Consider the following 14,273-nt stretch of genomic DNA (forward strand, 5'->3'; position numbering starts at 1 on the left):
ATACGCGCTTTTCTTCCAATGCTGTGATAGGGCCCGTCGACGAGCGGTTTCGGCACAGGTCTGTCTTCTTGTGACGAAAGCCGGCCGCGGTCGCCGGCGGGGGGAAGGATTACTATGAAGCCTGCGCTTGCCGATAACATTTCGGTTGTGTTCGGCCTGCAACTCATTATGTGGGGGGTGGTGACAATAGGCCACCCCCCTGGTTACGCCGCCGAGCCTCACCAATCGGAATACACACTACATCAAGTCATCGAACTTGCGTTCCGGCACAACCCTGTCATGAACGGCGCCGAGGCGCTCGTGGAGCAGAGCGAGGGACAGCGCATGACGGCCGGCGCATACCTGAATCCCACGATCACGGGATCGGCCGGCCGCGGGTCGATTCGAGATCCAAGCACCGGGGTCTCCATCAACGAACGGACGATTACCGTGGAGCAACCACTGGAATGGCCGGGTAAGCGCGCGGCTCGTCAACGGGCCGCAGAGGCGGGAGTGGCCGGCGCGCTCGCCGGCATGGAAGAGACCAAGGTGCTGGTCAGAACCGATGTCAAAGGGGCGTTCTTCCAATTGCTCTTCGCGCAACAGGACGCGCAGCTTGCAAGGGACAATCTCAAAACCGTCGAGGATCTGGTGAAGGTGGTGAGTGCCCGTGTGGGTACGCAAGAGGCGCCCAAGTTCGAGCTGGTGAAGGCCACAGTGGAACTCCAAAAATCGCGGAAGGATCTAGCCAGGGCGGATAATGCGCTGCTTGTGGCGCGCGCCAAGCTCAACACCGTATCCGGGAAGTCCTTAGGCGAGCATTTTACGATTCAAGGAACTTTTGAAAGAATCCGAACCGGTTTGGATCTCCCTTCATTGATGGAACAGGGGCTGAGTCGCCATCCGACCGTCCGGCGGCAGCAGAAGGCGATCGAACAAGCACAATTCACGATCGAGCAGGAACGCGCCTCGCGCATTCCGAATGTCGCGGTCATCGGCCAGTATCATCGAGAAGCCGGCGATGAATCCCTCACGGCCGGCCTGAGCGTGCCGCTGCCGATTTGGTATCGGCGGCAGGGCGAAATCGGCACCGCCATGGGAGCGCATCGGCGTGCGCAAGCGGAACGCGACCGGGTGCGGCAGGAGTTGGAGCAGACGATCACGCAGCATTTTCAGGAAATGGAGACCGCGCGCGTGCAGATTGAAGTCCTCGAACAGGGGCTCTTGTATCAGGCCAAAGAAGCGCTCGACATCGCTCGGTTCAGTTTGCGACATGGCGCGACGAGTCTGCTCGAAGTGATCGATGCGCAAAGGGTCTACCGCCAGACATTGCTGGAGTATGCGCAGGCGCGGGCCGATCATTCCATCGCGCTGGCCCGGCTGGAGCGGGCGGTGGGAGGGCTTCCATGAAGATGGGGGTGATAATGCCGACGGCGATGCGTTCTCTGCCGCTGATCCTGCCCTTGTTGAGTCTCCTTGGCGGCGGGTCTTGCCGGGACCAGCAGGAGGAGTCGAAACAGCCGCCACCGGTAGCCGCCTCCACTCAAGCCGGCGTGATCGAATTGCGAGAAGGAAGCCCTACGCTGGCTCACATCCGGACCGATCAGGTCGCAGTGAGGCCCATCCGTGTGGTCCTGAAAGCCCAGGCGGGAAAGATCTTGGCCAATGAAAATCGGCTGGCGCATCTGAGCGCCCGGGTCCCCGGCCGCATTGTCGCCGTGTACGCCGATCTCGGACATCGGGTGGCGGAAGGCGACCGGCTGCTCTTACTCGACAGCCCCGCGTTTGGCGAAGCTCAACTGGAATACCGCAAAGCGAAGACGATGCTGGGCGTGACCGAGAAGGCGCTCGAACGGGCCAAAGCGTTGGTTGATCGCGGAGCGATCGGCGCAGGCGAATATCAGCGGCGAGACGCCGAACATCAGAACGCTCGAGCCGATCTCCATGAAGCGGAAGAAAAACTGCATTTGCTCGGCATGACGGAACGGGAAATCCAGCGGCTGGGGGCCAAGAAATTGCCCCACGCGGAAGTCGCGCAAGTCTCGCTCCGAGCCCCTTTTACCGGCGAGGTGATCGAGCGCAACGCGACCATCGGCGAAGTCATCGATCCCAATAAGACGCTGTTCACGGTCGCGGACCTTTCGACCGTCTGGGTGCGCGCCGATTTCCCGGAGCAGCAGGCCGGCCGGCTGAAGGAGGGTTTGACCATCGATGTGCGGGTCTCGGCGTATCCGGACCAAGTGTTTCGAGGTGCCATCACCTATGTCGGGGCGGTGATCGATCCCGCCACCAGGACCGTGACGGCGCGTGCGGACGTGTCCAATCCCGACCGCCGGCTGAGGCCGGAGATGTTTGCGGACGTGACGGTGATGACGGACGAGCAGTCGATGTTAAGCGTGCCCCGCGCTGCGGTCCAGCAGGTCGGGAACCGTCTCGTTGTCTTTGCCGTGCGGGGGCCACGACGGTTCGAATCCCGCACACTGACCATCGGAGAATCATCGGACGACTATGTCCAAGTGGAGGCCGGCCTCGCCGAAGGCGAGGAGGTGGTGACGCAAGGTAGCTACGCCCTCAAGTCCGAAATGCTCCGGGGACAGATTCCGATCGGGGGGCCGCTATGATTGAACGGCTGATTCGCGCCGTCATCGAGCAGCGATTCATTGTCTTGCTGGTCGTGAGTCTTCTCATCGTCGCCGGAGTCGCCGCATTCTTGCATCTGCCCATCGATGCGTTTCCCGATGTCACTCCCGTCCAAGTTCAAGTCATCACGCGCACACCGTCCCTCGCTCCTCCGGAAATCGAACGCCTCGTGACGTTTCCCCTAGAGATTGAGTTGACGAACCTACCGGGCAAGACCGAGCTGCGATCGGTGTCGCGGTTTGGGATCTCGGTCATTACGGTGGTGTTTGAGGATGGGATGGATGTGTATTTCGCCAGGCAACTCGTCTTGGAACGAGTGCTTCAGGCACGGTCTCGGCTCCCGCAAGGCGCGGAGCCGGTGCTTGGGCCGGTCAGCACGGGTTTGAGCGAAGTGTTCATGTATGTCGTCGAGGGGTCGGGACAGAGTCTGATGGATCTGCGGACGCTCCAAGATTGGGTCATTCGTCCGATGTTGCGGGCCGTGCCGGGGCTCGCGGACGTCGATACATTGGGCGGCCTTGCGAAGCGCTATGAAGTCCTGGTCGATCCCAATCGACTGACGAGTCTAGGTCTCACCTTGAGCCAAGTGCAAAGAGCCGTGGCGGACAATAATCAGAACGCCGGCGGCAGCTATATCGAGCAGGGCGGAGACAAATTGGTCGTGTATGGCGTGGGGCTGGCGCGCAACGCGGCAGACTTGGAGCGAATCGTGGTCACAGCGCACAAAGGAACACCGATCTATCTCCGGGACGTCGCGCAGGTCAGGCAAGGAATCGAGATCCGTCTGGGAGGCGTCACCCGTGACGGGAAAGGGGAGGTGCTCGAAGGGATTGCTGTCATGTTGCGCGGCGGCAACAGCCGGGAGATTGTCTCCGCGGTGAAGGAGAAGGTCGAGCTGATCAATCGGGTCTTGCCGGCGGGCGTGACAATAGGCCCGTTTTATGACCGTATCGAGCTGGTGACCAGGGCGTTGGCGACGGTTGAACGGGCGTTGATGGAAGGGGCGGGAGCCGTGATCCTCGTCCTCTACCTGTTCCTCCGGAATCTCCGCGGTGCGCTCGTCGTGGCCCTGACGTTGCCGTTGGCGACTTTGGCCACGTTCCTGATCATGCAACAGGTCGGCCTCTCGGCGAATCTCATGTCGCTGGGCGGCTTGGCCATCTCGCTGGGCATGATCGTCGATGCGGCGATCGTGCAGGTCGAGAACGTGGAACGTCATCTGAGCGAGGACGTCAAAGGCCGTGGCCGCGCACTCGCGGAGCGAGTGCCGATCGTTCTGCGCGCCGTTTTGGAAGTACGCCGGCCGAGTCTCTTCGGAGAATTGATCATCGCGTTGACCTTCATTCCGCTTCTGACTCTGCAGGGAATCGAAGGGAAGATGTTCATTCCGCTGGCCATGACGGTGGTGATTGCACTGCTGAGTTCTCTCGTGCTCTCGATTACCGTGATCCCGGTGCTTGCGGCGATGCTGATGAAGCCTCGTGACGCCACTGAGAGCAGAGGCTGGTCGGAGCAGGGGCGGCGACTGTATCGCCGTCTGTTGGAACGAACCATCCAATATCAGGGGGTGGTCACGCTGACCGCCGCCGGCTTGCTTGCCGGCGGAGCGGCGGTGATTCCATTCATCGGCCGGGAATTTATGCCGATCATGGATGAAGGATCGATCGTCGTGAACCTGGTGCGTCTTCCGAGCATCGGGCTGACCGAATCCCTGAAGATCTCGGGAGAGGTCGAGCGCCTCCTGTTGGACGTTCCGGACGTACACTCCGTGGTGACCAGGACAGGGGCCAACGAACTGGGGACCGACCCGATGGGAATGGAACTCAGCGACATGTATGTGTTGCTCAAGCCTGAGACGGAACGGCAGGCACGCTCTAAAGCCGAGATCGAGGAGCAGGTTCGTCATCGCCTGACGCAAGTGCCCGGCATCGCCTTCGGATTGTCCCAGCCGATTGCTATGCGGGTCGATGAGCTGGTGTCGGGCGTCCGGTCACAAGTCGCGGTCAAACTATTCGGCGATGATCTCGAGACATTGCGGACGAAAGCGGAAGAGATCGCCATGGTGCTCAGGCAGGTGAAAGGCCTGTCCGACCTCCGGGTCGAGCAGGTCTCGGGGCTCTATTATTTGAAGCTCGACATCGACCGCGCCAGGATCGCACGGCACGGGATCAACGTGGCCGAGATCACGGAAGTGATCGAGGCGGTCGGCGGCGGGATTGCCGCCGGGGAGGTCTTTGAAGGACAGTGGCGGTTCCCGATCGTGGTGCGATTCCCGGATGAGCGGCGCACCGATGTGGCGACGATCGGGGCGCTGTGGGTCACCGCGCCGGATGGTGCCCGCATTCCGCTTCGCGAGCTGGCCGACATTCGAGTGGTGGAAGGGCCGGCCCAGATCAGCCGGGAGCATGCAAGTCGCAGAATCGTTATTGAGGCGAACGTGGTGGGACGCGATCTGGTCGGCGCAGTGGAAGAGGCGCAGGCGGGGGTGGCGCGTCTGATCCAACTTCCGACCGGGTACTATCTCACCTGGGGCGGCCAGTTTGAAAATCAACGGCAAGCCATGGCGCGCCTCGCCGTTGTCGTGCCGCTGGTGATCGGACTGATTTTTCTGCTTCTGTTCTTCACATTCGGCAACGTCCGGCAGGCCGCGCTCATTCTGCTGGCGATCCCGTTTGCAATGGTCGGCGGACTGCTGGCGCTCTTGCTCGGCGGGCTCTATCTGTCGGTTCCCGCCTCGGTCGGCTTCATCGCCTTGTTCGGCGTGGCGGTGCTCAACGGAGTCGTGAAAATTTCCTACATCAACCAACTCCGCCGTCACGGGATGCCGCTGGATGAAGCGGTGCTGACCGGCATGGTGCTGCGACTGCGCCCCGTTCTTATGACGGCGACGGTCGCGATGATGGGCCTCATTCCCTTGCTCCTGGCCACAGGACCAGGCTCTGAGATCCAACGGCCGCTCGCCACGGTCGTCATCGGCGGGCTCTTTTCCTCGACGGCCTTGACCTTGCTCGTCCTGCCGGTGTTGTATCGTTGGATGGAACATCGGGCAGGGGACAAACCGTGAAAACCCCTATTCCGCATAATGTCTGGGCCGTCGGCTGGGTCAGCTTTTTCATGGACGTCAGTTCGGAGATGGTCTATCCGCTCGTGCCGTTATTTTTATCCAACCAGCTTGGGGCCAGCAAGTCGGTGGTAGGGCTCATTGAAGGCATCGCGGAAGCTACGGCGAGCCTGCTCAAGCTCGGCTCCGGCGCATTGGCCGACCGGTTCGGCAAGGACAAACTGCTCATGGGACTCGGCTACGGACTCTCGACCGTTTCGCGGCCGGTGATGGCGCTCGCCTCCGGATGGGGTACGGTGCTCGCCTCCCGTTGGATAGATCGGACTGGGAAGGGGATCCGGACGGCGCCACGGGATGCGATCATCGCCGCCTCGACGACAGCCGACCGGCTCGGTCTGTCCTTCGGCTTGCATCGCGCCATGGATTCAGCCGGAGCGGTGATTGGCCCGGCCGTTGCGCTGCTGATTCTCGTCATCCGGCCGGCGGACTACCGGCTGGTCTTCTGGCTCTCGATCATTCCCGGCGTGCTGGCGGTGGCTCTGATCATCGGTCTTGTCAAGGCAGACGGCCGGCCGCGGTCATCTCGAAAAGATCGGGTGTGGTCATTCAGAGGATTCAATGCGGATTTCGGTCGGTTCTTACTCGTCATCGGGCTGTTCTCTCTCGGAAATTCCAGCAACGTGTTCTTGATCCTCCGGGCGGAGAATATCGGATTGGCGCCGGCGTGGATCTCCGGCTGTTACTTATTGTTCAACGCCGTGTACGCCGTGATATCGCTGCCGGCGGGAATGCTGGCGGATCGCATCGGTAGGCCCGTGACGCTCGTGGCCGGATTCGTCCTATTTTCGGCGATCTATCTGGGGTTCGCTGTGGTGACGGCGGCCTGGCTGATCCCGGTCCTGTTCGTCATGTACGGTCTCTATATGGGGGTCACTGACGGCGTGCAGCGGGCCCACCTCGCGACTCTTCTTCCGGCTGCTCTCTCGGCAACAGGCTATGGTCTCTATCATATGGTGATCGGTCTGGCGATTCTTCCGGCGAGCTTTCTGGCCGGGTTGTTGTGGGATCAACTCGGCCCTTCGGCTCCATTCTGGTTCGGAGCGGCAACGTCACTCTCGGCTGCCGCACTGTTTGCCTCATTTGCACTGAGCCGTCCGGGGCCTGAGTAACTCCGATGCCTTCATAGCTCAGGCCGCGGAGAAACAGGTGTCTGTCCCTGATGACCAGCCGGGATGGCTGAACCAGGCATGATGTTCAGATCAGACAATTCTGAATGACGGGGTGGGAAATGGCGGCATCGCATGTTCTGTCGATCGCTCTATTCATCTTGGCCGGCATCTGTGAAATCGGCGGTGGCTATCTCGTGTGGCTCTGGCTCCGAGAGGGAAGACCGATCGGCTACGCAGCCGCCGGCGCTATTGTCTTAGTCTTATACGGCATCATTCCAACGTTCCAGCCGGCCCACTTTGGCCGCGTCTACGCGGCGTACGGAGGCATGTTTATCGTGTTGTCGCTCCTGTGGGGATGGGGCTTCGACGGCACGAGGCCGGACAGGTTCGATGCGATCGGGTGCCTCCTGTGCCTGGTGGGCGTGGCGGTCATCATGTATTGGCCGCGAGGGTAAAGAGGCTATGAATGAGTCGGTGTAGGGATGGAATTCTTCTCGATCGAGCGGTATCCTGAGCACAGCCATGGCGAAAACTGACAGAAATAAGCCGCCGCAATTCTCAGGAGAGAGTGAGCCATCGACGCGACCGAGCTCGCTTCAGGGTGAGATCTTCAATCGGCTGCTTAACTATGGACCGGAGTTTCGCGCGTTTCTTCGCCGCCGATTGAACGACGACACCGTGGCGGAAGATCTGCTTCAGCAGAGTCTGCTGCGGGCGGTCGAACAACAGCATACCCTGCACAACAAGGAGAGTATCATCGCGTGGTTCTATCGCGTGCTGCGTAATGCGGTGGTCGATTATTATCGGGCACGGGCCGTGGAGACAAGAAAAGCCGAAGGGCTCCACCAGGAACTCAACGCGAGGGGCGAACAGGCCGTTCCATCACTCGATGAGATCAAACCCACCGTCTGTGCCTGCCTGGAGCGGTTGTTGCCCGGGATCAGACCCGCCTATGCGGAACTGCTGCGGCGCATCGACCTCCAAGGCGAGTCGCCCGATACCGTTGCCAAAGATCTACAACTCACCAAAAACAACCTCACCGTCCGGCTCCATCGGGCTCGCCAAGCATTGCGCTCCGCGCTCGAAGCCTCTTGCGGCGTCTGCACCAAACACGGCTGCCTCAACTGCACGTGTGAATAACGACACGGCGCCGTGAGAACCCGGATAGTCTGGAGGCTTGCGTGATCCATCGTTGAGACGGTGCTGACGGCGTTTCTTGGACTCTGTTGGGCGCCAATATCATTGACAATCCGCTTCACGAACTCCCCGTTCCTCATTCGGTTAGACCCCTCCTGTAATAATCCGTCGCCTGCTCCGTCTGAAGAGGTGACAGAGGCCTCGCCATCACGAACATCGAACGAGGCCCTTCATCCAACCAAGGAGGCGGACCATGGAAAGACTAATCCTCGCGATTGACGGAATGAGCTGCGGCCATTGTGTGCGGCAAGTGCGTAACGCATTAGGGCGGCTGGACGGAGTGCAGATAGACGACGTAAGGGTCGGCGAAGCCGTTGTGGCGTACGACCCGGTGTCCATATCAGAAAAGGAGATCGAGCAGGCAATTCATGATCTTGGGTATCGAACCAAGACTGTCGAGAGGGCGGCATGAGCGCGATGGATTGGACGGTCATAGCCGGAGGCCTGGCCGCCATTGTCTGGATCAACTGGTACTTCTTGCTGTCGCAACGTCGTGCGGTCACGGCGGACCACCATGACGGCCGGAATGGACGCGGTGGATCCCCGAACAGGAAAAGCACCGAATTTCTGCCTTGAGTCGAAAAGAAACCAGGTTTCACACGTACCGGCCCATGCTCCGGCATGGGCCGGCATCATGCTGAATGAGGAGACTGAAATAATGCCAACCGAACAAGTGATCAGCATCGATCCCGTAGCACCGAGGCCGAGAGATACGGTATCGCCCCCATCTGCCAAGCTCGAGAAAGTCACCATCGCTGTGTCCGGTATGACCTGCGCAGCTTGTCAGGGCCGGGTGCAGCGAGCGCTGGAGAAGGAGGACGGTGTGGCCGCCGCTTCTGTCAATCTCATGTTGAAGAACGCGGTGATCACGTATGATCCCGCCGCCACGTCGCCTGATCGATTGGTCAGCGCGATTCGCCGGACCGGGTATGATGCGGCACCGGCAGCTTCCGGCCGGAATGCGTTTGATGAGCAGACGGACCAGGATGCCGCACAAGAAGGCGAGTATCGGAATCTGCGACGCAAAGCTGTGGTCGCCGGGATGGCGGGTCTCGCCGCGATGGTTCTCTCCATGCCGTTGATGGTCGCGGGCGAAGCCGGCTCTCATGAGCTTGGTTCCTTCATGGCATGGGCGATGCCGGCCACATCATGGTTGGGCTTTGCTCCACCGGCCGTCTGGTCCTATGTGTTGTTGTTCCTGACGGCTCTCATCATGGGATGGACTGGACGGCATTTCTATATCCGAGCCTGGTCCGCGTTCCGGCACAGGTCTGCCGACATGAATACGCTCATTGCTGTAGGGACGGGCGCCGCCTTTCTGTATTCGGTGCCGGCTACGCTGGTTCCGGATTTCTATGTGCAGCATGGTCTGAAGCCGGATGTCTATTACGAGGCGGTGATCATGATTATCGCGCTGATCCTGACGGGTCATGCATTGGAGGCGAGGGCGAAACGGCAGACCTCGGCCGCCTTGCGCCGGTTGGCTGCACTTCAACCGCCAACGGCTTGCGTCGTGCGGGACGGTATGGAAGCCGAGGTGCCTATCGAGACAGTGCGAAGCGGGGATATCGTCATGGCCCGGCCGGGGGAACGGATTGCGGTGGACGGCGACGTCTTGTCCGGCGCCGGTGTCGTGGATGAATCGATGTTGACCGGTGAAGCGATGCCCGTTGAAAAGCAGCCGGGCGCTCGGGTCATCGGCGGGACGATCAATAAGACGGGCGCTTTTCGGTATCGGGCGACTACCGTGGGATCAGACAGCGTCCTGGCTCATATCGTCAAGCTCATGCGGGACGCGCAGGGCGCACGGGCGCCGATTCAGAAGTTGGCCGATCGGGTCAGCGCCGTATTCGTCCCGATCGTCCTGTCGCTCGCCGTGGCGACGTTCACGGTCTGGTTTGTTGCGGCGGACCAGGCGCCCCTCGCCGGCGCCTTTGCAGCGGCGGTCGCGGTACTGATTATCGCATGCCCCTGCGCGATGGGGCTTGCCGTGCCGACGGCCTTGATGGTTGCAACGGGAAAAGGCGCCGAGCATGGCATCTTGATCAAAGGCGGAGAGGCCTTGCAGCGGGCGGGTGCGATATCGACGGTCGTGCTCGACAAAACCGGCACGATCACCGAAGGGCGGCCGGTTGTCACCGATGTACTCAGGGTTGCCGGCGCGCCTTGGTCCGAAGACGATCTGCTACGATTGGCTGCCTCGCTCGAGATCTTATCGGAACATCCGGTGGCGGAGGCCATTGTGACTATGGCCAAGGAGCGATTGATCGGCCTCACGGCAGCCGAGTCGTTTCAATCTCTCATCGGCCGGGGAGCGGCCGGGGTCGTCGAGGGCAAGACCATTGCGGTTGGGAACGAGGCCTTGATGGCGGAATATGAGGCGGCGCCGGCCGTTCTGCGCCAGCAGGCTGACGCGCTGGCGGAAAAAGGAAAGACGGCGGTGTATGTCGCGATCAACGGCCGGCTTGCCGGCCTCATCGCGGTGGCCGATCGGATCAAGCCGTCGTCCCGCGAGGCCATTCGCAGCCTCAAGCAGATGGGGCTCAAGGTGGTCATGCTGACCGGCGATCAGGAGAGGACGGCGCAGGCGGTGGCCGAACAGGTTGGAGTGGATCAGGTGGCGGCCGGTCTTCTGCCGGACGGCAAGGTGGAGGAAATCGAGCGATTGCGGCGGCAGGGCGAGATTGTCGCGATGGTGGGAGACGGCATCAATGATGCGCCGGCCCTTGCGCGAGCCGATGTCGGCATGGCCATCGGCACCGGGACCGATATTGCCGTCGAGGCGAGCGATGTCACGCTCATGCGGGGCGACCTCCGCAGCATCGTGTCCGCCATCCGACTGTCCCGAGCAACGATGCGAACCATGAAACAAAACCTGTTCTGGGCCTTCATCTATAATGTGGTCGGGGTTCCTGTGGCAGCCGGCGCACTGTACCCGGTGGCGGGATTGCTGCTGAGTCCGGTTTTGGCAAGCGCCGCCATGGCGTTCAGTTCGGTCAGCGTCGTCATGAACAGCCTGCGACTGCGGCGGGTGCGGGTGGTGTAGGAAGGGGCGAAAGCGATTCACGACCCCGAGTCGCCTCACTTGACGGAATTGGTATATTGGTAGAAACTGGCATCCGGCACTACACAATAGGCCAGTGCGACCTTTGGAAAGATCAATGATTCCACGAATGAATGCGCAGTCCATCGGGCTCGTAATCTTTTTCGTCCTCTGTCAGGTCATCGGCACGATGTGCATCTTGCCCGACATTTCCATTGCGGAACAGATGGTATCGCTTGTAGAAGATGTCATGACCTGCCCGATGGACGGAACCATCATGTGTCCACCATTGGCCACCTCGTCTCCTGAACGTCAGGGCAAGCCTGGATCTGTCCCTGATGTGGATACGATGGCCCTGCAACATTCCCTCGATCTTGCGACCAATTTCGCCTCGGTTCTCTGTCCCCGGAGCATCGCCTTATCCATTGTCCCTCTCTCCATAAGTTCTTCCTCGGTCCTTCGGATCTGATACCAGACCTCTCGTTCACTCGCCGCTCGACCACATAGGCTGAGCGGGCAATACATCATTCTCCTTTCTTTCTATCGACTTCCTTGGAGGTGCCGTCGTGACACGAGTATTCGGCCGTCATCAGGGGTATCTTTTCTTTGGTGGGCTGCTCTTCCTCCTCACTGGAGCACCCGTTGCCCAGGCAGTGGAAAATCAGAATGGTTCTGTCCGCGTAGGGCATAGTCAGAACTCGGGCGATCCACGGATCAGTCTTCCGAGCCTCATTGAAGAACTCGAAGCAGCGAATCCGGAAATCAAAGCGGCGCGGCAGCGCTGGGAAGCCGCGAAAGCCGTCGTGCCGCAGGCCCAAACCTTGCCTGATCCAAGGCTTCAACTCGGCTATCAACGGATGCCGATGGTCCCGCCGGTCGTCGAAGGCGCCATGTATGGATTTGGACAAGAGATTCCGTTTCCCGGGAAACTGAGTCTCAAAGGCGAGGTGGCGCAGCGTGACGCCGATCGGATCGAGCAGGAGTTTCATGCCACCAGGTTGCGGCTCATCGCGGGTCTCAAGGAGGCGTACTTCAGTCTGCACTTCGTGCACAAGAGCATCGAAATCGTGGGCCGGAACAAAGCCCTGTTGATGCAATTCGAAAAGACCGCCAAGGCGCGCTACACGGTCGGCCAAGCGGCGCAGCAGGATATCTTTCGTGCGCAGGTCGAAATTTCGCGAGTCTTGGACCGGCTGGCGGTACTGGATCAGCAGAAGGAGAGTCTCCATGCCGCCATCAATCGACTCATCAATCGACCCCCGGCAATGTCGCTCGGCACACCGGAAGAGATTCAGACATCGATTCTGACCATTCCCTTGCAGGACCTCAGTCGGCGGGCAGAGGAATTCTCTCCCGCCCTATTGGCTACGGCAAAAGGCATTGATCGGTCCGAACGATCGGTCTCGCTGGCCAAGCGCCAATACTATCCGGATTTCGATGTGAGCGCTCTGGGGTTGCGGAACGACAAGATCAACGACAACGGCTACCAGGTCATCGTCGGCATTAAAATCCCCCTCTTCTACGAAACGAAGCAGAAACAAGGGGTGCGGGAAGCCTTGGCCGGCCTCGAAGGGGCTCGGGAGGACTACGTCGCGACCAAGCAAGACCTGTTGTTCCAGGTGAAAGACGGCTTTGTGCAGGCACAGCGGGCGGAGCGGCTCATTACGATTTTGCGGGATGCCATCATCCCGCAGGCGACGTTGGCGCTGCAAGCGGCACAGGCAGGCTATGCCGTCGGCAAAGTCGATTTTCTCACGCTGCTGAACAGTCTTCTGACGTTACAGGACAGTCAATTGGAATTGCATGGCGAAATGGTGAACCACGAGCGAGCCCTCGCGAGGCTCGAAGCCGTCACCGGTGGACCACTAAGTAGTACCAAGTCTGAAAGGAAGTCGGGATCATGAGTCGATGGCGCATCGTCGGTATAGGAGCCGGTCTCATTGCGGCGGGTGCCGCTCTGTTCTGGATGGTGTCCAGGTCGGCTATCTTCTTACCGGCCGACTCACGGCAAGACAGCATGGCAGATATGCCGGGCATGAACATGCCTGGTATGGACATAAAAAAAGGTCAACCTGCCACGCGGTCCGGAGGAACAGGAGAGACCGACATGTCTGTCGATGCCGAAGGAACCTCCGGTACGGTTACCATCCCACCCGACCGCCTGCAAACGATCGGTGTGAAATATCAAGAGGTGGCCAGACGGCCGCTCGACAAAGTGATCCGAACAGTCGGGCGGGTTGCGGTCGATGAGCGCCGGCTCGCGAAGGTCACGATCAAATTCCACGGCTGGATCGAGGAGCTGTTCGTCAGTGCGACCGGCGACCACGTGAACAAAGGTCAGAGGCTGTTCACCATCTATAGCCCTGACCTGGTGGCGACGCAGGAAGAATACCTGCTGGCGCTCCAGAGTCGAAAACAATTGGGGGAAAGCGAAATCCCGGAAGTGGCGGCCGGGTCCAAGGATCTGCTGGAAGCGACTCGCCATCGCCTTCATCTGTGGGACATCGGCGACGAGCACATTCGCGACCTCGAACGGACGAGGCAGGTGACGAAGACCCTGCCGATCCATTCTCCGATCAGCGGCACGGTCATCCGCAAAGAAGTCGTGCAAGGGACTCATGTGGAGCCGGGGGAGGAATTGTACACGATCGCCGATCTGTCCCATGTGTGGATCCTGGCGGATATCTACGAGTATGAACTGTCATTCGTGAAGATCGGACAGCAGGCTACGGTGATGCTTTCCTACAATCCGGGAATAGTCCTGGCCGGACAGGTGGGCTTCATCTATCCCACATTAGATGAAAAGACCCGTACTGCAAAAGTCCGTTTCGAGCTCGACAACCGCGATGAAACGCTCAAACCGGACATGTATGCCAACGTCGAACTACGAATCAGCCTGGGAAGTCGTCTTGCGATTCCACGGGAAGCCGTCATCGAATCCGGTCAGAAGCAAGTTGTCTTCCTCCACCACGGCGGGGGCCGGCTGGAACCGAGGACCATCAAGGTCGGTGTGAAGACCGGTGAGTGGTCTGAAGTGCTGGAGGGATTGGTAGAGGGAGAGCATGTCGTGACCTCGGCCAACTTTTTGATCGACAGCGAGAGCCGGCTCAAATCCGTCGTGGACAGCATGAGCGGCATGGCGGGGATGAAGTAATGCTGAATTATGAATGCTGAATCATGAGTT

Annotated in this window: 12 protein-coding genes; all 12 read left to right on the plus strand. The window is 60.2% G+C overall.

Annotated elements, in window-relative coordinates:
* The first annotated feature begins 114 nt into the window (after window positions 1-114).
* The 12 genes from ACWGXE_RS03395 to ACWGXE_RS03450 all read left to right on the plus strand — a co-directional run bounded on the left by ACWGXE_RS03395 (window position 115) and on the right by ACWGXE_RS03450 (window position 14,243).
* A complete protein-coding gene (locus ACWGXE_RS03395; RefSeq protein WP_447601323.1) occupies window positions 115-1,389 on the plus strand; it encodes a TolC family protein in 1,275 nt (424 codons plus the stop codon).
* The gene (locus ACWGXE_RS03400; protein ID WP_447601324.1) at window positions 1,386-2,600 is read left to right on the plus strand and encodes an efflux RND transporter periplasmic adaptor subunit; all 1,215 of its coding nucleotides are present in this window, start codon (window positions 1,386-1,388) and stop codon (window positions 2,598-2,600) included. Before ACWGXE_RS03395 ends, ACWGXE_RS03400 begins: the two co-directional genes overlap by 4 nt.
* Window positions 2,597-5,683: an efflux RND transporter permease subunit gene (locus tag ACWGXE_RS03405; protein WP_447601325.1), complete on the plus strand. Its 3,087-nt coding sequence runs from the start codon at window positions 2,597-2,599 to the stop codon at window positions 5,681-5,683. The genes ACWGXE_RS03400 and ACWGXE_RS03405 overlap by 4 nt, the downstream gene beginning before the upstream one ends.
* Window positions 5,680-6,849, plus strand: coding sequence for an MFS transporter (locus tag ACWGXE_RS03410; protein WP_447601326.1), 1,170 nt, complete (start codon window positions 5,680-5,682; stop codon window positions 6,847-6,849). The genes ACWGXE_RS03405 and ACWGXE_RS03410 overlap by 4 nt, the downstream gene beginning before the upstream one ends.
* A 104-nt stretch (window positions 6,850-6,953) precedes the next feature.
* Window positions 6,954-7,304 carry a YnfA family protein gene (locus ACWGXE_RS03415; RefSeq protein ID WP_447601328.1) on the plus strand — a complete coding sequence of 117 codons (351 nt, stop codon included), beginning with the start codon at window positions 6,954-6,956 and terminating at the stop codon, window positions 7,302-7,304.
* Window positions 7,305-7,371: 67 nt separating this feature from the next.
* Window positions 7,372-7,989: an RNA polymerase sigma factor gene (locus ACWGXE_RS03420; protein ID WP_447601330.1), complete on the plus strand. Its 618-nt coding sequence runs from the start codon at window positions 7,372-7,374 to the stop codon at window positions 7,987-7,989.
* A gap of 250 nt (window positions 7,990-8,239) precedes the next feature.
* Window positions 8,240-8,458, plus strand: a complete 219-nt coding sequence (locus tag ACWGXE_RS03425; protein ID WP_447601332.1) for a heavy-metal-associated domain-containing protein — start codon at window positions 8,240-8,242, stop codon at window positions 8,456-8,458.
* On the plus strand, window positions 8,455-8,622 hold the full coding sequence (locus tag ACWGXE_RS03430) for a hypothetical protein (RefSeq protein ID WP_447601334.1): 168 nt from the start codon (window positions 8,455-8,457) through the stop codon (window positions 8,620-8,622). Before ACWGXE_RS03425 ends, ACWGXE_RS03430 begins: the two co-directional genes overlap by 4 nt.
* Before the next feature lie 82 nt (window positions 8,623-8,704).
* Window positions 8,705-11,092, plus strand: a complete 2,388-nt coding sequence (locus tag ACWGXE_RS03435) for a heavy metal translocating P-type ATPase (protein ID WP_447601335.1) — start codon at window positions 8,705-8,707, stop codon at window positions 11,090-11,092.
* Window positions 11,093-11,207: 115 nt separating this feature from the next.
* On the plus strand, window positions 11,208-11,558 hold the full coding sequence (locus tag ACWGXE_RS03440) for a hypothetical protein (protein WP_447601337.1): 351 nt from the start codon (window positions 11,208-11,210) through the stop codon (window positions 11,556-11,558).
* A gap of 97 nt (window positions 11,559-11,655) precedes the next feature.
* Complete coding sequence (locus ACWGXE_RS03445) at window positions 11,656-12,993, plus strand: TolC family protein (RefSeq protein WP_447601339.1); 1,338 nt, start codon at window positions 11,656-11,658, stop codon at window positions 12,991-12,993.
* Window positions 12,990-14,243, plus strand: a complete 1,254-nt coding sequence (locus ACWGXE_RS03450) for an efflux RND transporter periplasmic adaptor subunit (RefSeq protein ID WP_447601341.1) — start codon at window positions 12,990-12,992, stop codon at window positions 14,241-14,243. Before ACWGXE_RS03445 ends, ACWGXE_RS03450 begins: the two co-directional genes overlap by 4 nt.
* The last annotated feature ends 30 nt before the right edge of the window (window positions 14,244-14,273 follow it).

The organism is Nitrospira sp. Nam80 (assembly GCF_965152575.1).